This is a genomic window from Blochmannia endosymbiont of Camponotus modoc, from assembly GCF_023585785.1.
Classification (GTDB): domain Bacteria; phylum Pseudomonadota; class Gammaproteobacteria; order Enterobacterales; family Enterobacteriaceae; genus Blochmanniella.
In genome coordinates, this window is sequence record NZ_CP097765.1 from 278,327 (window position 1) to 300,025 (window position 21,699).

At 27.6% G+C, this 21,699-nt stretch carries 17 protein-coding genes; 9 read left to right on the plus strand and 8 right to left on the minus strand.

What is annotated here, in order from left to right; translation table 11 throughout:
* The first annotated feature begins 110 nt into the window (after positions 1-110).
* The gene (gene ygfZ, locus M9396_RS01125; RefSeq protein ID WP_250242252.1) at positions 111-1,103 is read left to right on the plus strand and encodes a tRNA-modifying protein YgfZ; all 993 of its coding nucleotides are present in this window, start codon (positions 111-113) and stop codon (positions 1,101-1,103) included.
* A gap of 44 nt (positions 1,104-1,147) precedes the next feature.
* On the opposite strand, the gene M9396_RS01130 is transcribed toward ygfZ, so the two are convergent.
* Positions 1,148-2,371, minus strand: coding sequence for an FAD-dependent monooxygenase (locus M9396_RS01130; protein WP_250256788.1), 1,224 nt, complete (start codon positions 2,369-2,371; stop codon positions 1,148-1,150).
* A 22-nt stretch (positions 2,372-2,393) separates the two neighbouring features.
* Positions 2,394-3,584, minus strand: coding sequence for a 2-octaprenyl-6-methoxyphenyl hydroxylase (gene ubiH, locus M9396_RS01135; RefSeq protein ID WP_250242248.1), 1,191 nt, complete (start codon positions 3,582-3,584; stop codon positions 2,394-2,396).
* An 861-nt stretch (positions 3,585-4,445) separates the two neighbouring features.
* On the opposite strand from ubiH, the gene zapA reads away from it, so the two are divergent.
* Both zapA and M9396_RS01145 read left to right on the plus strand, forming a co-directional pair.
* Positions 4,446-4,790, plus strand: a complete 345-nt coding sequence (zapA, locus tag M9396_RS01140) for a cell division protein ZapA (protein ID WP_250256789.1) — start codon at positions 4,446-4,448, stop codon at positions 4,788-4,790.
* Positions 4,791-4,935: 145 nt separating this feature from the next.
* Positions 4,936-5,547: a 5-formyltetrahydrofolate cyclo-ligase gene (locus M9396_RS01145; RefSeq protein WP_250242242.1), complete on the plus strand. Its 612-nt coding sequence runs from the start codon at positions 4,936-4,938 to the stop codon at positions 5,545-5,547.
* 243 nt (positions 5,548-5,790) lie between these two features.
* Here the strand turns inward: M9396_RS01145 and rpiA are convergent, their stop codons facing one another.
* The 4 genes from rpiA to speB form a co-directional block, all read right to left on the minus strand.
* A complete protein-coding gene (gene rpiA / locus M9396_RS01150) occupies positions 5,791-6,447 on the minus strand; it encodes a ribose-5-phosphate isomerase RpiA (RefSeq protein ID WP_250256790.1) in 657 nt (218 codons plus the stop codon).
* A 340-nt stretch (positions 6,448-6,787) separates the two neighbouring features.
* Positions 6,788-7,870: a class II fructose-bisphosphate aldolase gene (fbaA, locus tag M9396_RS01155; RefSeq protein ID WP_250256791.1), complete on the minus strand. Its 1,083-nt coding sequence runs from the start codon at positions 7,868-7,870 to the stop codon at positions 6,788-6,790.
* An 83-nt stretch (positions 7,871-7,953) separates the two neighbouring features.
* Positions 7,954-9,138, minus strand: coding sequence for a phosphoglycerate kinase (locus M9396_RS01160; RefSeq protein ID WP_250242233.1), 1,185 nt, complete (start codon positions 9,136-9,138; stop codon positions 7,954-7,956).
* Between the two features lie 500 nt (positions 9,139-9,638).
* Positions 9,639-10,559, minus strand: coding sequence for an agmatinase (gene speB, locus M9396_RS01165; protein ID WP_250242231.1), 921 nt, complete (start codon positions 10,557-10,559; stop codon positions 9,639-9,641).
* Positions 10,560-11,311: 752 nt separating this feature from the next.
* Between speB and metK the strand changes: the two genes are divergently transcribed.
* The 5 genes from metK to M9396_RS01190 all read left to right on the plus strand — a co-directional run bounded on the left by metK (position 11,312) and on the right by M9396_RS01190 (position 16,386).
* Entirely contained in the window at positions 11,312-12,481 is a 1,170-nt protein-coding gene (metK, locus tag M9396_RS01170; RefSeq protein ID WP_250256792.1) for a methionine adenosyltransferase, read from the plus strand.
* A gap of 478 nt (positions 12,482-12,959) precedes the next feature.
* On the plus strand, positions 12,960-13,523 hold the full coding sequence (locus M9396_RS01175) for a YqgE/AlgH family protein (RefSeq protein ID WP_250256874.1): 564 nt from the start codon (positions 12,960-12,962) through the stop codon (positions 13,521-13,523).
* On the plus strand, positions 13,520-13,948 hold the full coding sequence (gene ruvX, locus M9396_RS01180) for a Holliday junction resolvase RuvX (RefSeq protein WP_250256794.1): 429 nt from the start codon (positions 13,520-13,522) through the stop codon (positions 13,946-13,948). The genes M9396_RS01175 and ruvX overlap by 4 nt, the downstream gene beginning before the upstream one ends.
* A 1,062-nt stretch (positions 13,949-15,010) precedes the next feature.
* Positions 15,011-16,060, plus strand: coding sequence for an A/G-specific adenine glycosylase (mutY, locus tag M9396_RS01185; protein WP_250256796.1), 1,050 nt, complete (start codon positions 15,011-15,013; stop codon positions 16,058-16,060).
* A 71-nt stretch (positions 16,061-16,131) separates the two neighbouring features.
* Complete coding sequence (locus tag M9396_RS01190) at positions 16,132-16,386, plus strand: oxidative damage protection protein (protein WP_250242223.1); 255 nt, start codon at positions 16,132-16,134, stop codon at positions 16,384-16,386.
* Positions 16,387-16,544: 158 nt separating this feature from the next.
* Here M9396_RS01190 and clpX read toward each other — a convergent pair whose 3' ends face one another.
* The gene (gene clpX / locus M9396_RS01195) at positions 16,545-17,822 is read right to left on the minus strand and encodes an ATP-dependent Clp protease ATP-binding subunit ClpX (protein ID WP_250256798.1); all 1,278 of its coding nucleotides are present in this window, start codon (positions 17,820-17,822) and stop codon (positions 16,545-16,547) included.
* A 141-nt stretch (positions 17,823-17,963) separates the two neighbouring features.
* Positions 17,964-18,590 (minus strand): ATP-dependent Clp endopeptidase proteolytic subunit ClpP, encoded by a 627-nt coding sequence (clpP, locus tag M9396_RS01200; RefSeq protein WP_250256800.1) that lies wholly within the window; start codon positions 18,588-18,590, stop codon positions 17,964-17,966.
* A gap of 2,218 nt (positions 18,591-20,808) precedes the next feature.
* Between clpP and cyoA the strand changes: the two genes are divergently transcribed.
* The gene (gene cyoA / locus M9396_RS01205) at positions 20,809-21,693 is read left to right on the plus strand and encodes a ubiquinol oxidase subunit II (protein WP_250256802.1); all 885 of its coding nucleotides are present in this window, start codon (positions 20,809-20,811) and stop codon (positions 21,691-21,693) included.
* The last annotated feature ends 6 nt before the right edge of the window (positions 21,694-21,699 follow it).

Genomic DNA, 21,699 nt, shown 5'->3' on the forward strand with positions numbered 1-21,699 from the left:
GATGTAGTTTTTTGTTATCTTTCGGTTGTAGATATTTAATTAGTGGGATTAATTAGTATATATTATATGATATTTATTCGGAGTTATTTTTATTCATAAGGAAAAATATAATGTTTCCTCGTATGGCTTTTTTGGGACAGTATCCTATACCCTCAAAAGATTTGCCGCTAACATTCATCTCCTTAGAAGAATGGACTTTAGTGAGATTATATGGACCAGATGTGACAAAATGCTTACACAATCAATTTACTTGTGATATTCAAAATTTGAATAAACATAAATATAGTTTTTCAGCGCATTGTAACCCAAAAGGCAAAATGATTAGCAATATGTATGTTTTTCATCTTAAAAATCAAGAAATGGCATTTATTGAACGTCTAAATATATGCAAAAAACAAATAGAAGAAATGAAAAAATATATGGTATTTTCTAATGTTACTGTTATTCCTGATTATGATGCAATACTTATTGGAATAGCTGGAATAAATGCAAGAAATCATTTAAAAATGTTTTTTTCAGTTTTACCAAATAAGACACACACAATAATTCATGCTCAAGATGTGACCTTACTTTATTTTAGTTCTCCATCAGAACGATTTTTGTTGATTATTAATAAAAAATCAGTATTAGATTATTTGTTAAGTGAATCACAGTCTCAGATACAACTTAATGATAGTCGTCAATGGGTATCATTAGATATGGAAGCGGGTTATCCAATTATTGAGCCAATGACTAGTGAATTATTTGTTCCTCAAGCTGTTAATATGGATACATTAGACGGAATTAGCTTTAATAAAGGTTGTTATATTGGACAAGAATCTATTGCGCGTATTAAGTATCGTGGGTATAACAAACAAAATTTATATCGATTAAGTGGTGTCATTGATTATAAGAAAAATTATAAATTTCCTGCTGCTGGTGATCAAGTAGAGTTAAAAATAAATAATCAACACTGGAAAAATGTTGGAATTGTTTTACAGTCTTGTCAAATTAAAAAAGATAATATATGGATACAAGTAGTATTAAATAGATCTATTTTAGAACCTTCAGAATGGAGAATTACAAATACACAAACTCATGATAGTCTCATGTTTTATTATTAATATTTGATGCATTTAAATATTTTTTAATATCACAATATTTCTTTTTAGTCATAATGATCTCGTAGCAACCATTCTGGCATATTATTTAAACCCATAATGCGATGTAAAACATGCAGTTTTAAGTTGGGAACCGTGTTTATGAGATAAAAAATAAAATATTGTATGTATTTTAAAAGATGATTCTTATCATGAAGAAACATATAAATGTATGGAATATTTATAGAATCTTTAATTATTCTGTATTTTCTATTTCGTTCGTAATACTTTAAATAAGTGTAGTGTCCAATGTCTTGATCATTTTCTTTCAGACTCTTCAGATGATGTAATAAAACTGCTGCATCTATCAGTTCTGAATTAATATTTTGAAAAAATAAAGGACACATGGTGTACGCAGATTTTCCTAATAACACCAAACGATGATTTGTAAAGTTGTGTGCATATTGCATTCTCGGTAGTAAAATGTTATGATTTTTATCGTCACATATAACACAATGGCCGAGTATATTGCAGATTTTAATTAATGCATAATTAATAGATTGATCAGAAGCAGATATATACAGATATTTTTTAGCGGTATACGGGGGTAATAACCAAAAAACAACGGAAAGATGCACGTTTTTTAATGGTAATAATATTACTAACCCATCGTTATGAATGATACAACGAAGAGTGTTGTTGTGAGTTTTCTCAGTATGAATAATGGTAGTGAATCCATAATATTTAGTATCTTTAAATATTAATGAGATATTTGCGGCGTTTCTTACCCAAGAATTAATTCCATCTGCACCTATTACTAATTTAGCTTTGAATGTATAATTATTAGTTATTGTAATAAATGCTGTATCTTCATGGTAATTTATTGCTGAAGGTGCATGTGAATCTATAAATATAATATTTTTTAATTGTCGTGCTCGATCAATTAAAGCTTGGTATATACAATATTTATTAATAACATATCCTAACTCAAGATATCCTAAGTAACCGGAATCGAAAACAATTTTACTTATATTATTCTTTTTGATAATTTCTAATTTATGTAATAGAACAGAAAAATGTGATATGTTGTGATGCCAAATTTTTAAATACTGCAGTATTCTCATGCTAGTTATATTAACTAATGATGTTTCTAGATCCCATTGATCTTTTTCGTATATATGAAAATGGGTTTTATGTTCTATAATTGCAATGCGAAAACAATCACCTAAACCGCAGGCTAATGCCAATCCGGCAATTCCTTGATTTACAATTAATAGATCGAAACTGTCCACATTATTGTTTATTTAAATAAAATTAATCTGTTTTCCAATTTAATATTGCACTTACTAAAAGACGTCTTAGAAAGGTACTATAGTTAACAAAAAATAAACCCATATTTCGAGCAATAATCAACGGCAAGTAATGATTGCTAAATAAACGCACTAATCCATCGGTGATTTTAATAATCCTACATTGATCTAAATATCTGTGTTTTTGGTATCTGTTTAACACAGAATAGTCTCCAATATCTAAATTCTGATATAATGCTTGTGTCACTATTTTTGATAACACTACAATGTCACGCAATCCAAGATTAAATCCTTGTCCGGCAATAGGATGTAAATTTTGTGCCGCATTTCCGACTAATGCCAATCTGTGACTAATATGGCTATTAGCCCTAGTTAACCAAAGATCGTAAAAATATCTCTTTCCTATATTCAAAATTTTTCCTAATTTCCATCCGAATACATTTTGCAATTCTTGAGAAAATTTATTCCTATTCCACGTAGATACCTCTTTTTGTTGCTTATCAGAAATACACCAAATTAAAAAACTAAAATCGTTAGCCATAGGTAATATGGCTAATGGTCCGTACTCTGTAAATTTTTCAAAAGCTCTTCCAAAATGAGGTATTTCAGTGGTAATTTTAGAAACTACAGCAATCTGTTGATAATTCCACCTGAACCATTGCATACCGCAACTGGCAGCTAGTGTTGAATCAGCACCATCTGCCGCTACCATTAATTTTGAAACTATTTGATGATCATTATTTAAAACAATTATGTTATTTTTTTTTTCGCGTTTAATTTTTTTTAAAGTTGCTGGACAATATACAGTTACAGTAGATTTATTATATAAAAAATCAAACAATTTCTTTCTAAAGATATTTAATTCGATAACATAACCTAATTCTGATAATTGATAGTCTTGAGCATCAATAAATATTTTATTCAATCGATGATATTCACTAACCTCTACTTGTTTTATAATGGTAGAGCAAGAAGATAAAATTGGAGCCATATTAATGCGTATTAATTCAAAATAAGCACCTCGCGATAAAGCTATTACATGAGGTGGATATGTATTTGAAGACAATTTTGTATCATAACAATAAGGAGAATGTTGCTCTATCAAGGAGATTTCTAAATCTCCTTTTGTCAATTTAGATAACATTAAGGCTAGTATTGCCCCTGTCATTCCTCCACCATTTATAACAATAGACATCGATTATTATCTAACGTATGAATATAAAAATTTTAATATTGAACAAAAATATAGTATATGAATTAATATAATCAGACTTAATTTTTGCAAATATTAGTATTATATATTTTTATAATGTAATTTATTTTAATTTAATATCTAACATAAGTTAGATAACTATATAACAATAAAAAACTCAATATGCAAACATCTTTTGTAGAATTAACGCACCAATTAAATAAAGCATATTTACAGTTAACTTAAATATGAGTTTGATACATATATCGAAATATTTTTGCATTTTCTATTTATTATGAACAATTACATTAAATCTAATTGCAATAATTCTTATTTGTTATAAGATACAAAATATGTTTATGCTATTAAATAACGCTTATAAAGATATAAGCATTTATTGCAATATAATTTCAGTATTGTTAGTGTTTATGGCAAATAAACCTATTTTTATAATAAAATTAAGTGGGTTTTCAGTATATCAAATATGTATATTCAATATACTATTTTAAAATTCATATGGTTTTAAAATAATTTAATCGTACAAATGATGCGTAGTATACTTATGGACTACAAAGATATTCTATAAACTTATTGAAATATCCAATTTTTAATTTTACTACAATTTAAATTGCAGAAAAATTATATTTTTATGTAAGATATTTTTTATGTTTAAATATTTTTACACATTCAAAAATTATTAATTATTGAATGTGTAAAAATAAAATAATAATTTTTATGGTTTTTTAATCAAATATTCATATACAAAACAAATTTCTATATATGCGTACAACCATTATAGTAATTATTATTGTATTGTATAATCATTGAAAAATATAAATAAATTATAATTTCCAGGAAAGAAATATGCCTGAACAACCAATAGATATTCAAATTTTAGGTCGAACACTACGTATCAATTGTCCGCCTCAACAACAGGATGCTTTAAATAAGGCAGTAGAGGATTTAACTCAACGTTTGCAGGATTTAAAAATTAGAACAAGGGTAACTAATGCTGAACAATTAGTATTTATAGTTGCTTTAAATATATGTCATGAATTAGCTCAGGAAAAATTAAAAACGCGTGAATATGCAGCTAACATTGAGAAACATATTCTGTTATTACAACAAACTATCGAAAAAGCCTTAATTGCACATACTCATATTACTGAGCATGCTAATAGATCACTGGAATGCTCTGAACACGCATAAATTATTATATTATATTATATATTTTGTGTGCAGACATAATAAGATCATCAGAATAATGAATGTAGATAGACATTATAGTTAACATTATTTTTAGGATAAACAGCGTATAAATATGCTGTATTCATATCAATGAATTCAATCTAATATGTATGTTGATGACAAAAAATTATACAGAAAATTTCTTCGTATGTACATACGAAGTATACGTAGAACTTTAACGTTTCAAGAACAATACACAGCGGCACAATTAATAACTAACAAAATTATGACTATAAATCATATATACAGATCAACGCGTATAGCGGCGTTTATTGCGTTTGATGGAGAAATAAATACTACTTTGCTCATTAGAGCTTTGTTATTGATGCATAAACAGATATATTTACCAATTCTGCCTGATTCAGGGTCTAAATGCTTATTGTTTGCACGATATACATTTTCAACACCTCTTATATGCAATCATTTAAATATATATGAACCGAAATGGAATGTTCGTTCTGTTATTCCTATAGAAAAAATAGATGTTATATTTGTTCCATTAGTCGCATTTGATACTAGTGGAAATCGATTAGGCATGGGTGGCGGTTTTTATGATAGAACTTTACAAAACTGGAAACATCAAAGCAATTATATACCTATAGGATTAGCACATGATTTTCAAAGAATACCTACCCAATTGCTTCCTATAGAAACATGGGATATCATGTTGCCAGAAATTATTACTCCATCTTATCATTTGATTGTAGATACGCATTAAACAATACTTTGAAAGGCATTGTTGTTTGTAATGTTTAGTTCTGTAATAATTACATTTTTTGAATACGGATAGGGGTTTGATGTATTCTCAACAATGGATATTAATTAATTTGCATTTATTATTAATAATATCTTGATAACGATCGTATTAAAAATATATTGCTTTATACTGACATATAAATTGTCAATAATTTTTAGTGTTATATTTTTAAAATTTAATTTTTCTATTAGCATAGAAAAAGATTTATTTAATTATTTTTATACCTTCTCTTGTCCCAATTAATACTATATCTGCTCGTCTTTTTGCGAATATACCAACACTCACTACTCCTGGAATATTATTAATTTTGGTTTCTAATAGTGACGCATTTACAATCTTCATGTTATATACGTCTAATATATTATTACCATTATCAGTAACTACATTATGTCGATATTCTGGTAAGCCACCTAAACGCACCAATTCTCTTGCTACTAATGAGCGAGCCATGGGAATAACTTCTATTGGTAAGGGACCGCGTCCTAATATATTTACTTGTTTACTGCTGTCAACGATACAAATAAATTTTTTAGCTGCAGCAGCAATAATTTTTTCTTTGGTCAAAGCTCCACCCTTACCTTTAATCATTTGCATATGTGAATCAATTTCATCGGCACTGTCAACATATACATCTAATTCGTGTAAGCTATTAAGATTACATAGAGGAATACCTATTTTTTTTAATTGATTAGATGAGTAATTTGAACTGGAAACCACGCCTTCTATTTTTTCCTTTATACTGTTTAGTGCTTCAATAAAATATGTAACAGTAGAGCCTGTTCCCACTCCTATAATTCTGCTAGATTGAATATATTTTAAAGCTGCCCAACCTACTGATTTTTTTAATTTATTTTGTACCATACAACACCCATACAAGACGTATATTATATAATTAGCACACACTAATTTGATCTATTATTATTGATGTTTAATAATAATTTTCGTTTTATATAGATCAAAAAACGATATTCAATGGGGAATTAAAACCATACATCAGATAAGTTTTATGATTCATTTAGGAATTGCACTCCATAAACAAGAAACAGGTTTTATGATTTATTTATATTGAAATTTAATTAAATCTTATTTGTCGTAATCATAATATTAATAATATTCATCAAATTTAACTTCATATAACTCGAATTTTATTCGATACACGAATCTGATCTAATACATTACAATTTGTTATTAAAAAATTGTTTTACAAAATATTAACAGCATTTAAAGTGTAAAATATTTTTTCTAAATACTTAATCATTGATTTTTGTCCTGCACGAATCCAGATACGTGGGTCATAAAATTTTTTATTTGGTTGATCGTTTCCATATGGATTACCTAATTGAGTCTGAAGAAAGCTTTTATTATGTTGGTAGTATTTTAAAATACCTCCCCAAGTAGCCCACTGTATATCAGTGTCAATGTTCATTTTTACAACACCGTAACTGATAGCTTCTTTAATTTCTTCTTCTGTAGATCCAGATCCTCCGTGAAATACTAAATTTAAAAAATTGTCAGGTAATCCAAATTTATTGGAAACGTGTTTTTGTGATTTTTGAAGAATTTTTGGATCTAATCGTATGTTTCCTGGTTTGTATACACCATGTACATTTCCAAATGATGCAGCTATAATAAATCGAGGACTGATAATATGTAATTTTTCATAAGCATAAGTTATATCTTCTGGGTTTGTATATAAAAGTGAACGATCTAAATGATGGTGATCTATGCCATCTTCTTCTCCTCCGGTACAACCTAATTCTATTTCTAAAGTCATATTTAATTTGTGCATACGATTTAGATACTGTGAGCTAATTTCTATGTTTTCTTTTAAAGATTCTTCAGATAAATCAATCATATGAGATGAAAATAATGGACTACCAGTTTCATCAAAATGCTTTTTACCTAAATCTAATAGAGCATTAATCCAAGGCAAATTTTTTTTAGTACAATGATCAGTATGTAAAATCACAGGAATACCATAATGTTTAGAAATGTGATGTACATGTAAACTGCCAGAGATAGCCCCTAATACTGCTGTATTATGATCATTTTTATCACTATTTAAACCATATCCTGCCATGAAAGCAGATCCTTTTTTAGAAAACTGTAAAATAATAGGGGACTGCATATTAGCTGCAGATTCTAGTGCAGCATTAATTGAATCCATTCCTATACAGTTTACCGCTGGTAAAGCAAAATTGTTTTTTTTTGCAAAATCAAATATTTTCTGCACATTATTTCCAGTAACTACGCCTGGCTTTATAAAATCGAGGATCTTAGTCATTTATTTTCTTCTGTTGTTAATGAAAAAATACATCGACAAGATTATTTAAATATAGTCGTATGTACTTTCATATATAATACTAATTAATTCATGTCATTTAAAGCATGTTTTTCAAGCATTTTTACTGATGGAAACGTTTTACCTTCAATGAATTCTAAAAAAGCGCCGCCTCCGGTAGAAATATAAGAAATTTGATCAGAAATATCGAATAAATCAATAGCCATTAAAGTATCACCGCCTCCGACGATAGAAAAAGCATTACTTTTAGCAATAGCATGGGATATCATTTCTGTGCCTTTTCTGAAATTTGGAAACTCAAATACTCCAATAGGACCGTTCCACAGAATAGTTTTAGCGCAATTTAAAATATCTAATATTCGAGTAATAGATTCATCACCTAAGTCAAGAATTTGCTCATCATCTTTAATATCAATTATAGCTTTCATAGTGACTGGAGCCGTTTCAGAAAATTCTGTACTTACTCGTACATCAGTAAGAATAGGTATATCACAATTTTCTAAAAGACGTTTTGCTGTAGGTATAAGTTCCTCTTCATATAAAGATTTACCTACTTTTTTTCCTTGAGCTGCTAAAAAGGTATTTGCGATACCTCCTCCTACTATCAAATAATCTGCAACTTTTGATAAAGAATCTAAAACAATCAATTTAGTAGATACTTTAGACCCCCCAACTATTGCAACCATTGGTCTCATAGGATTACATAAGGCCTTTCCTAAAGCTTCTAGTTCTTTTTGCAATAAAAGCCCAGAACAAGCTGAAGTAACAAATTTACCTATACCGTGTGTAGACGCCTGTGTACGGTGAGCACTACCAAACGCATCCATAATAAATACATCACATAACATGGCGTATTTCTTTGATAATATCTCATCATCTTTTTTTTCTCCTTTGTTAAATCGTACATTTTCTAAAACTAAAAGCTCTCCTTCCATAAAGTTTACTCCCTCTAAATAATCTTTAACCAGACGCACTTCTTTGACATATCGATTAATCAATTGTTTCTTTAAATATTCAACCACGGGCTGTAAGGAAAATTGAGCATTATATTCTCCTTCTATTGGTCGACCCAGATGAGAAGTTACCATAACATGTTTACTGTTCTTTAAAGCCAATTTAATAGTAGGTAAGGATGCATGAATTTTTCTATTAGAAGTAATGACTCCATTTTTAACAGGTACGTTTAAATCAGAACGAATTAAAACACGTTTACCCGTTAGGTCTAAATCAGTTATTTTGATCATAGTCATGATAGGTAACCTTTTAAATGTGAGGCAATATAGATAGTAATATATTTGATGATGAAAAAATATTTTTTATTTATCTATATATCCATATTTTTAGTTTAGTTTATTAGTCAACAACTGAATAAAATAAATAATATATAACTTAAAATAAATTTAATTTTTCAAAATAATTAATTAATAACATAGAAACTTTAAAAAATTAACGTATTGTAAATAGCTACTATATACTGAACAGTGTTAACATGCATTAGGAAACATGCAATGTCTGATGGGAGCATAAGGCGCTGATTACTTAATAACAATCTGATTTATAAATCATTTATGAATTTAGTGTTGTAATCATATAATCATTTGACATGTTACGTAACTAATATTATAAGCATTGTTGATTTGATGTTAGTATTGAGCATTTAAATATAATACCAATTTTATAATGCGACGTTATTTTTTTTTGCGTGATTAATTGCGGTGTTTAATTAATGAATAACATACTAAATTAATTTTTAATTCTTCTTGGATTTCACTTGAGTATAAAGCATTTCCAACCCTATTGTAGCCGCTGCTAAAGCAGTAATCTGTGCGCAATCGTAAGCTGGAGCTACCTCTACTAAATCAATACCTATAATATTTAAATGTTGAAAACCTCGTATTAATTTTAATACACGGTAACTTGTTAATCCTCCAATTACTGGAGTCCCAGTACCAGGCGCTATAGACGGATCCAAACAATCAATATCGAAAGTTAAATACACTGGAAAGGATTGAGCGATTGATGTTATTTTATTTATAATAATATCAATGTTAGTGTCATTAACATACTCCACATCTAGCACTGTAAATCCGAAACATTTTTTGTATTCGGTACGAATACCAATTTGTATTGAATGTACAGGATCTATTAATTTTTCATTAAGAGCATGTAATATTACAACACCGTGATCATATTTACTATCGTTATTATAGTAATCTGCATGTGCGTCAAAGTGTATTATTGCTATTTTTTCAAAAAATTTTGCATACGCACGTAATATAGGCAATGTGATATAATGGTCCCCTCCAAATGATAACATTTTTTTTCCAGACATTAGTAAATTTTCAGCATGGTTTTGTAGAGAACTGGTGAAATCTTGTATGTCTCCAGATTTGTATATTAAATCTCCGCAGTCAACTACGTGTAAATTCTCGCGTATATTCACGCTCCAAGGCCAACGAAAATGTTCCCAGGCTAAATTAATAGATGCTTGTCTAATAGCGGTTGGTCCAAATCTACTGCCTGAGCGACCAGAAGTAGCCATATCAAAAGGAACCCCAGTAATTACCCAATCACTATTACTATTATAAGGATCAAATTCTAATGGAAATCGTAAAAATCCAAAGGAATTCGAAAATAAGGAGTTATCATTTTTATAATTCAAAGTATTCATGCATTTCCTTTGTTTAATTAATTTTATAAACAGTCTATTATATATAAAATATAGTTTGAGTACAATTAAATAGAATATTTGTATAAATTGATATTTCTAAAAATTTTTATATAGTCTGTCGACACAGTTGCAGTCAAACAAGTTTCTCAAATTTAAAAAATTTCTAGAAATATGTTCAAATAAACCTGTACTCAAATGTATGATGATGTCTATATAGTAAATAAATTACAAACAAGACTTATTTTTATTTATTTTTTAATTTAATTATTTTCTATAACACAAGACGCAAATATTTTATTATAAAAATGATTAAAATAAGATATTTGGTTTATATAAGTATTGAATATCGTCAGAATTTTTAAATTTATATACACAATGATATTGAATAAGATAACTTTACTTGTTAATAAATTAATTAAAAATATGATTCAATAATATAAATGAATAAGTGCATAAAAAATTTAATTAATAATGATACTTATATAAGTATCAGATGAACAGTATTAGAAACAGACATATTTTCAGAAAATTTTGATCACAATCTATTAATAGTTCATATAGCTACTTTATCAATATTTGATATGTAAATTTAATAATATTAAATTACTATTAAATACGAAAAGGAAGTATAATATGTTGGTAATTTATGTCAAATAATTTTATGCATATGATTAACTCAAATAAATTTACTATACCTATATTGGATCATACTCATATAAGTCGCGAAATTTATACTAAAAAGGATATAAAAAATGTCGCAATATTCGTTTACATCTGAGTCCGTATCAGAAGGACATCCAGATAAAATTGCAGATCAGATTTCTGATGCTATACTGGATTCTATCTTAGCGCAGGATCCAAGAGCTCGTGTTGCGTGTGAAACTTATGTTAAGACAGGTATAGTAATAATGGGTGGGGAAATTACTACCACTGCTTGGGTAAATATGGAAGAAATCGCTAGAAACACCATTCGCGATATTGGTTATGTTCATTCAGATATGGGGTTTGATGCAAATTCTTGCGTAATATTGAGTGTAATTAATAAACAATCTTCAGATATTCAATATAGTATTGATCAAGGCAATACAAGTACATTACAACGAGGAGCAGGTGATCAGGGATTAATGTTTGGATATGCTACTAATGAAACTAATGTTTTAATGCCTGCTCCGATAACATATGCGCATCGTTTGATTAGAAGAAAATCTCAAGTGAGAAAAAGTGGAGTGTTACCTTGGTTGGGATTAGATGCCAAAAGCCAAGTAACTGTTGCTTATGAGAATGGCAAGATCATTGGTATCACCGCTGTTGTCTTGTCTATTCAACATGCTTATGATATAAAGTTAACAGATTTGAAAGAAGCTGCTATGGAAGAAATTATTAAACCAGTGCTACCCAACAAATGGTTGTCTAATAGCACCACATTTCTTATCAATCCTGGTGGGCGTTTTGTTATCGGAGGTCCTATTAGTGATTGTGGTTTAACTGGAAGAAAAATCATCGTAGATACCTATGGAGGTGTAGCTCGGCATGGTGGCGGATCTTTTTCTGGAAAAGATCCATCAAAAGTAGATCGTTCGGCTGCTTACGGAGCGAGATATGTAGCTAAAAATATTGTAGCGGCTGGATTAGCGGATCGTTGTGAGCTTCAAGTGTCCTATGCAATTGGTGTTCCGCATCCAATTTCTATGAGCATTGAAACTTTTGGAACAGAAAAAATATCACATGACATTTTAATGAAATTAATAAAAAATTTTTTTGATTTTCGTCCTTATGGTTTAATTGCTATGTTAGATTTATTAAAACCAATTTACAAAAAAACAGCTGTTTATGGACATTTTGGTCGTGAATGTTTTCCTTGGGAAAAAATTGATAAGGCTGAACTTCTTCGGGATGCAGCTGGTTTGAAATGTACACCTTAATAATATTTACATATTTATTTTTAAGTTGATTTATAATGATTTTATTAATATAGAATATATAATGTGTTAAAACAATGATTATACAATAAGAAGATTGATATTGTTCGTGTATGTAATATGTATATGTTTATATAAAAATTAAAATTATAGCATGTGTTATTTGAGAATCTACATGTTGATATGTTGTGTAATTAATCGTTGATTTTTTAAATTTAAAATTTTTTTTAGTTTAATTAAAATTTTATTTAAATATTCTCATTATAAATATTGTGTTAACAAAGAACACAAAGTCATGTGTTAATAATAATTAAAAAATTTTAATACTTAAATTGAATTGTGGTTTGCATAAAAATAAATCAATTATAATTGATAACAAAGATGTGAATTATTTAAGAAAAAATAATTAATTTAAATTTTTAAACTTTGTATTTTTAACAAATAAATTTATAAGTAATTTATGTTAACACCACATAAGATAATAAATTTACAAAATCATTTTTTAATAGCTATGCCTGCACTGCAAGATCCATTATTTAAACAATCAGTGGTATATATTTGTGAACATAATGATACAGGTGCTATGGGCATTGTCATTAATAAACTAGTGACACGATGTACGGTAGAAACTATATTAAACAACCTAAAGATTGTATCCCCCACGCGCGATCCGTCTATTCGATTAGATAATCCAGTGTTTTCTGGAGGGCCCTTATTAGATGATCGAGGTTTCATTTTACATACTCCTATAAAGGGTTTTGGTTCTAGTGTTAACATTTCTTCAAAAGCTATGATTACTACTTCTAGAGATATTTTAGAAACTTTAGGAACCCCTAATCAGCCAAAGGATGTATTGGTGGCACTTGGGTATTCTGGATGGGATAAAGGTCAATTAGAACATGAATTAATGGAAAATACTTGGCTTACTGCTCCGGCTAATGAAACAATTTTATTTCATACTCCTATTATTGATCGTTGGCGCGCAGCTGCAAAAATATTAGGAATTAATATTTATAATATTGCTGATCAGACAGGTCATGCATGATGTCAAATGTTGGCATAGTTATGGGTTTCGATTTTGGTACTAAGCACATAGGAGTGGCTATTGGTCAAAAATTGACTTATACTGCACAACCTCTGACTGTATTACAGTCGCAATCTGGTGTTCCTAATTGGAAACGTATCAAAGATATTTATAATACGTGGAAACCCATTATTTTAGTAGTAGGATTACCTTTAAAAATAGATGGCAGTGAACAACCTATTACGATTTTAGCAAAGATATTTGCCATACAACTCAAAGAACTGTTTCCTGTTACGGTCAAAATGCACGATGAGCGTTTTAGTACAAGTGAAGCACGTTTAAACTATCTTGAATATTATCATGATGATTCACGTGCTAGACCGAATATTAAAATCAATGCAATTGCAGCTGGAGTAATTTTAAAAAGTTGGTTGAACAAATCTTAAGTACAAAAAATAATGTTTCCTATATAAATAGGATAAAAAAATAATAATTAAATATTAGAAATAATATTAATTATGGTAATAATGTTCAATTTTAATAATTGTTTTTTATTATTTGTTATTTTAAAAATTTTTTTAATAATGTAAAAAATGATAATGTGTTCAATGTTTAAATATATCATATTCATTTAAATATATAAATTTTATTTTATAGGTAAGAAGAGATATTAATTTTTTAATAAAAAATATTGACTGATTTTTTTAACATATTGATGTTTTTAGTTCACGCATCAACTATCATGATTGGAAATATATTTCCAGGTGGTACTAAAATATAGGTTTAAAAAATATATTGATTTGCAATGAAAATAATAATGAGAAATTTACTCAATTTTATTAGTTTTGTATAATTTGATTACAATTAAAAGGTAATTTTAAATTTTGATAGATGATTGTAGTTATAAATATTTTATAAATTTTAAATTTCAATTGAATAAGAGTATTTAAAATATTTTGTTTGTTTTTTATTTATATTTTTTGAGATAGGGTATCAGTATGAATGAAATAAATTAGAAATTGTAATAATGGATAAAAAATCGGTTGTATTAATTGAGACAAATCAGCAGCACAGTGTCACATCAAATAATGTTTGTGATATCATTTTTTATTTCTAATAAAAATTAGATGATAAAAATCTATAACTTTTAATAAAAATGTGCACATGCGTTTATTGCGAATAAATGCATGTGCGCTGACATATGAACACTGTTTTCTAATAATAATTAGAAATATGATTGTTAGATCACTTTCCTCAAAAAAGTTTATTGTATAGTGACATTACTGTGTTTAAAAATAAATAACTACAAATTATATCACTAATTATTGAAATTAAATTTTATATTTTATTAGTTAACTGAAATATCTATAATTACTTTAACAACACATTAATCAGGCATTGCTATTTAGCAAAATTGTTTTGAATTTTTAAAAGTACCTTTCAATAAAAATTGAAGTTGATTACGTAAGCATGCGATTACATTTGATTTTTATATAGTATAAAAAAATATGGCTCAAGATATTATTTTTTCAAAAAAAATATTACTTTGGTATCAAAAATATAGAACGCAGGATTTACCATGGCAATTGAATAAAACAATGTATAAGACTTGGTTATCTGAAATCATGCTGCAACAAACACAGGTGAAAACTGTAATTTTTTATTATGAACGATTTATTTCAAAATTTCCAACCATTAAACAATTGGCGATAGCAGAATTAGATGAAGTATTATTTTTATGGAGCGGATTGGGGTATTATGTGCGAGCTAGGAATTTACACAAAACAGCTAAAATTATTGTTAATCATTATCACGGTAATTTTCCAAAAGATTTCGACACGCTTGTTTCTTTTCCTGGTATCGGAAAATCTACCGCAGGGGCTATATTATCGTTAACATTAGATCAACATTATCCTATTCTTGATAGTAATGTAAAACGAATACTAATTAGATATTATGCTCTCGATTATTATTTATCAAGAAATAGCTCTGAAGTAAATAATAAACTATGGTTGTTAATCAAGCAATTACTTCCTAATATAGGGGTTTCAGCTTTTAATCAAGCTATGATGGATCTCGGAAGATTAATATGTACTAGTACGTATCCACTTTGCAATGATTGCCCTCTTCGAGAAGATTGTCGATCTTTTCTAAATCACTGTGTTGATCAATATCCCAGAAAGAAGCTTAAAAAAAAATTAATTAAGAAAACTATCTGGTTTTTATTGTTGTTGTCACAACAATATCAAATGAAAATGATATGGCTCGAAAAGCGATCATATCAAGGAATATGGGGAGGATTATTTTGTTTTCCTGAATTTTCCAACCTTAAAATATTAAATACGTGGTTGTTACACTATAATCTTCATAATAATCAACGTATAAATCTATCTATTTTAAAACACAAATTAAGCAATATTGATTTAGAAATTAAACCAATATTGCTTAATACACATAAAAAATTAAATTATAAAAAAGATGGGATTTGGTATGATTTGATGCATCCTCCAATCATTGGATTACCTAAACCAATTTCTATAATACTACAGAAATTATAATCATAACGTAGTAAAGATATTGAATTTCCAATTCTCATAAAAATGATTGTTGCAATGTGAGACTTCTAATAATGTCTAAAATAATTTATTGTGTTTTTTTAAAAAAATATGCTGCAGGACTAGACGCTCCGTGTTATCCGGGAGCATTAGGCAGATATATTTATGAACATATTTCTAAAATTGCATGGATGCAGTGGCAAAATAAACAAACTATTTTAATCAATGAAAATAAACTCAATATGATGAATATTTCAGATCGTACAATACTTGAAAAAGAAATGAAAATTTTCCTATTCGGAAAAAATTTTTCAATAAAAAACAATTAATTACTAGAGTTTTTCTCTTTCAATTATAATATACATTGTACGTAAATTTTTTCGAACTTTGTGTTTAAAATAGAGCGATGATTATATCATAATAAAAAAATTTTTTATTATCAATTTACGACAATATCACATGTAGCTATTATTCAACGAAAGTTCACTTACGTTTGGTTAGTTTTATGGTTACTGTAGATTAACAATGGTTTTGAGTGCCCAAATACTACTGATTCGTCAATTATTATTTTATCTATATTATTTTGTGAAGGTAATTCATACATTACATCTAGCAATATGTTCTCTAAAATAGCTCTAAGTCCACGAGCACCAATTTTTTTTTTCATAGCATTTTTAGCAATAGCAGTCAATGATGTTTCGGAAAATTCCAATTTTACTCCATCAATATGAAATAGTATTTCGTATTGTTTTATTAAAGCGTTCTTTGGTTCTTTTAAGATTTTAATTAATTCTTTTTCTTTCAGTTCATCTAAAGTAGAAACTATTGGAAGTCGACCAACAAATTCTGGAATCAATCCAAATTTAATTAAATCTTCTGGCTCAATTTGTGTTAATAATGAATGCTCAATGTTTTTTGTTGTATCGTTATTGTTTAAAACTCGAAATCCAATTGTACGTTTGTTAGTAGTGCGTTGCTGGATAATTTGATTCAAACCAAAAAAAGCACCACCGCAAATAAAAAGAATATTAGTAGTATCCACTTGTATAAATTCTTGCTGAGGATGTTTACGACCTCCTTGTGGTGGTACTGCAGCTGTAGTCCCTTCAATCAACTTTAATAAAGCCTGTTGTACTCCTTCTCCGGAAACATCTCGAGTAATAGAAGGATTTTCTGATTTTCTAGAAATTTTGTCTATTTCATCTATATAAATGATTCCTTGTTGCGCTTTATTCACATCATAATTACATCGTTGTAGCAATTTTTGTACAACGTTTTCTACATCCTCACCTACATACCCCGCTTCTGTCAAAGTAGTAGCATCTGATATAGAAAATGGTACATTAAGAAACCGAGCTAATGTTTCTGCTAATAATGTTTTACCACTTCCTGTGGGGCCGATTAATAAAATGTTACTTTTAGATAATTTTGTACTATTGCTGTTTATACATATCTTTTCATTACGTAAACGTTTGTAATGATTATATACTGCTACTGCAAGTACTTTTTTAGTGTATTCTTGTCCAATCACATAATCGTCCAAATGATTCTTAATTTCACAAGGGGTGGGATATTTGGTCAATTTTTCGTTAACTATTTTACCTTTATTTTCTTGGCTAATTATGTCTTTACATAAACCAACACATGTATCGCAAATATGCGCTGATAATCCAGTAATTAATTTTAATACTTGATTTTGATCTTTCCCACAAAACGAACAACACAATGTACTATTTTTTGAATGATTTTGATGATCATCGCTCACAGTCTGATATCCCTCCGTTTACGTTTAATTCATTTAAAATAATCTATAAATTACTTGAAACATAAATAACAACAAATTCAGACATAAATTTTATTACAGATCATAATGATAATGAAACGCAAATTAAGCAGCAATCTAAATTTATATTCGTTGAGATAACACACAATCTACCAATCCATACTTCATTGCTTCATCAGCAGATAAAAAACAATCTCGTTCTGTATCTCTATTGATGATATCAATAGATTGTCCGGTATGTTTTGCCATAAGCTCGTTGATATTATTTTTAATTTTCAATATTTCTCTGGTATGAATAGCAATATCAGTAGCTTGTCCTTGGAAAGATCCTAATGGTTGGTGAATCATTATTCGAGCATTCGGTAAACAAAATCGTTTACCTTTGGTACCAGAAGCTAATAGAAAAGCGCTCATGGATGCAGCTTGTCCCATGCAAAACGTACTAACATCAGGTTTTACAAATTGTATAGTATCGTATATCGACATTCCTGCAGTTATCACTCCTCCTGGAGAATTAATATACAAATGGATGTCTTTTTCTGAATTTTCTGATTCTAAGAACATCATCTGAGCAACAATCAAATTAGCTACACTATCTTCGATTGTTCCTGTCATAAAAATAATTCTTTCTTTTAGTAATAAAGAAAATATATCGTATACACGATCTCCTCGAATAGTATGCTCTATTACTGTTGGAACTACTACCATACGATGACAATAAGGCGTTTTAAAATTATGTGAGCATTGCATAGCATGTATTATAATCCTCTTGTATTGTATTATTATATAAAAGTTTTATGTAAACCTTGATATAATACAATTTATGAAAAATTTCAAACTAAATTTAATAATCATATTTTATTAAGAAGTAATTATTGAGCATATAGTTTTCTGTTAATTTATTATTAATCAAATGTTTAAGGATTATAATAGAAAATATTTATATATTCACATATATATTATTTGTTCTTATCGTATTTTATACGTAAGATTACGGTAGTATGTAATAAATAGTTAAAGAATATTTTACATTGATGAAAATTGATTGTTTCTGATCTAATCAACTAATTAAAATAAAAGCATTTATTATTTAAGGTAATATTTCTTATAGTCTAACGTTTCTAATGATCAAACAATTTGATTATAACTTATTAAATCGTTATATGTAATTTTTTGTAATAATTTTGTCTGATTAAGAATAAAATTAATTACTATTCTCTATAAAAGAGAGCGCGAATATATTGCTACCGTTGTCGTATTGTTGTTCCATGATCACATTTTTTGAAACATCGAATGTATCTAATACATTATTAATAATGTTGTGAATTAGAAGTATAGTCAACGTCAATTTTTTGGGTCACATCATTACCGGGCAATGCAATTTTATGCGACGTTTATATTGATCTTTGAAGTTAAATTTTCCTAACAATAAAATATGTAATTGTTTTATTTTTTAATTTGCATTGACATAAATATACTGACTTACTTTATTGCGTGAACTATTAGTACATATGCTATTGAGTATGGAAAGAAATTCAATATCATTATATATGAACATATATTTTTAATATTTAATTTTTTATTTTATTCTAATAACATAGTTTAAATAAAATTTAATATATTCCTGATTTTTTATATACATTTATTTTTGCGGTGTTTATTATGTGAAATAAGCCAGTTTATGTCATTTTGATTTGATTTTAAAAAAAATTTAGAATTTTTTTAAAAAATGACAATAAATTCATGCATCTTTCCTTGAAGATTATTTGAAATGATATCCATGTTGAATATTAATTTTTATATTGAAAACATCTTTTATATTATGATCAAACATCTTATCTTTATAAGTTAAACAAAATTAATTATTTTTATTAACTATCATAACAACATCTCCAATGTTGTCGTTTTTATATTTTACCATAAGATAGTATGATAATGTTAAAAGTAACTCGATCCCAATACTAATTTTCTTATCACTACATTTCTATGTACATGTATTTTTATATTTTTAAAACTCCAATCAATATCCATTTTTATAATTTCTGATAAAAATTGGTTTTTCATTTCAGTACTAATGAATCCTTTCCAGTTCTATATGTGGATATATTTCTACTGTGACAGTGCGCACAAAATTTTTACTATTATTACAAAAGTGTATAAATTATTGCATGTAGGTTCACCAATTAAATTGATTTTGTTTTGATGATAAGATCAATAAAATTTTTATTACATTAATAATATCACGATTTTATGAAAAATAATTATTCCATAATTTTTCTTAACAAGTAAATAGGTACTTTCCCAACACGAAATCTATGATATATATATTTTTAGAAAAATATGTCGATCTTTCATAATATTCTTTATTCGCAATATTTATAGAATAAATTAACAGTAATGTGTTTCCATAAATATTTAATATTTTCAATCATTACACATATCTAATTGATTCCTTTTGATTTTATGAATCAAAAACAACAATAAAAGTATACGATGCTACATAATATCATATAACATACAAATTATGAATGTAACAGATCTTTAATTTATATTTGTACCTAATAAATAATTACTATATAACTCATATTCTTAAAATTATCAATGCACTAAGTTTTTAATAATGTTATAAGTATTAATATTACGATGATATTAATAATTGAAGAGATATATAAAATATATAATTAAATTAGTTTACATTAAGTTATTTAGTCAAAAAAAATTAATTCAATTATACTTAGCAATACTTGTATTGCTGTAAATTATTAATTGATAATAGATTATTTGGTGTTATCTTTACATCATAAAATGAAGTTAATTTCAAATAAATATACTGACTATATTTAAATTTTTTTAATAAATGGTAATTACAAAAATTTTTAGATATATGTAATTATTTACATTAATGCAGGTTTGTGGTAAGTTGTTTAACTCAAAGACTTAAAATATATATTCGTATTAGAATTGTTGAATGAAATTCAGCGTATGCAAACATAGAAAGATATGTATTTCATTGTTACTGTATAGTTTGATAACGGTATTAAATGGATGCAGCAATTTGGTTTTATTACATCCTAAAGGCCAAATTGGGATAGAAGAACGTTCACTGATATTGACCGCATTCGGATTAATGCTTAGTATAGTTGTCCCGGTAATCGTGATGACAATTCTTTTCACTATAAAATATAGAGCATCTAATCTCAGAAATACGCAATATAGTCCTAATTGGGTAAATTCTAAAAAAATAGAATTTGTAATTTGGGCTGTGCCAATTTTAATTATTATTTTTTTAGGGGCTGTAACTTGGAAATCTACTCATAAATTAGATCCTAAAAACCCTATTGTATCATCTGTTGAGCAACCAATTATTATTAATGTTATATCATTAGATTGGAAGTGGCTTTTTATTTATCCAAAACAAAATATAGCAGTTGTTAATGAGCTTGTTTTTCCGGCACATATACCAATAAAATTCAATGTTACTTCTAATTCGGTTATGAATTCTTTTTTTATTCCTCAATTAGGAGGACAAATTTATGCAATGGCTGGAATGCGTACGGAACTATATTTAATAGCTAATACAGCGGGGCGATATAAAGGTATTTCATCAAATTTTAGTGGTCAAGGATTTTCTGGTATGAAATTTACTGTTATTGCTACACAAACTAAACAAGAATTTGAACAATGGATACAAAAAGCTCAAAAATCATCTCATCAAATTAATAATATGTCAATTTATGAAGAATTAGCTAAACCCAGTGAATATCATCCGATAATTTATTTCTCCAATGTACAACCCAACTTGTTTTATAATGTAATCAATAAATTTACACATCAAAAGAAAGAATATTTTTAGCTATAA

What these genes read in the sequence shown, in the direction of transcription:
- M9396_RS01160 (WP_250242233.1), bottom strand. Translation starts at nt 9,138, where the DNA reads ATGACTATGATCAAAATAACTGATTTAGACCTAACGGGTAAACGTGTT.
- M9396_RS01145 (WP_250242242.1), top strand. Translation starts at nt 4,936, where the DNA reads ATGTATGTTGATGACAAAAAATTATACAGAAAATTTCTTCGTATGTAC.
- zapA (WP_250256789.1), top strand. Translation starts at nt 4,446, where the DNA reads ATGCCTGAACAACCAATAGATATTCAAATTTTAGGTCGAACACTACGT.
- clpP (WP_250256800.1), bottom strand. Translation starts at nt 18,590, where the DNA reads ATGCAATGCTCACATAATTTTAAAACGCCTTATTGTCATCGTATGGTA.
- rpiA (WP_250256790.1), bottom strand. Translation starts at nt 6,447, where the DNA reads ATGGTACAAAATAAATTAAAAAAATCAGTAGGTTGGGCAGCTTTAAAA.
- ygfZ (WP_250242252.1), top strand. Translation starts at nt 111, where the DNA reads ATGTTTCCTCGTATGGCTTTTTTGGGACAGTATCCTATACCCTCAAAA.
- mutY (WP_250256796.1), top strand. Translation starts at nt 15,011, where the DNA reads ATGGCTCAAGATATTATTTTTTCAAAAAAAATATTACTTTGGTATCAA.
- cyoA (WP_250256802.1), top strand. Translation starts at nt 20,809, where the DNA reads ATGAAATTCAGCGTATGCAAACATAGAAAGATATGTATTTCATTGTTA.
- ruvX (WP_250256794.1), top strand. Translation starts at nt 13,520, where the DNA reads ATGATGTCAAATGTTGGCATAGTTATGGGTTTCGATTTTGGTACTAAG.
- speB (WP_250242231.1), bottom strand. Translation starts at nt 10,559, where the DNA reads ATGAATACTTTGAATTATAAAAATGATAACTCCTTATTTTCGAATTCC.
- metK (WP_250256792.1), top strand. Translation starts at nt 11,312, where the DNA reads ATGTCGCAATATTCGTTTACATCTGAGTCCGTATCAGAAGGACATCCA.
- M9396_RS01190 (WP_250242223.1), top strand. Translation starts at nt 16,132, where the DNA reads ATGTCTAAAATAATTTATTGTGTTTTTTTAAAAAAATATGCTGCAGGA.
- fbaA (WP_250256791.1), bottom strand. Translation starts at nt 7,870, where the DNA reads ATGACTAAGATCCTCGATTTTATAAAGCCAGGCGTAGTTACTGGAAAT.
- ubiH (WP_250242248.1), bottom strand. Translation starts at nt 3,584, where the DNA reads ATGTCTATTGTTATAAATGGTGGAGGAATGACAGGGGCAATACTAGCC.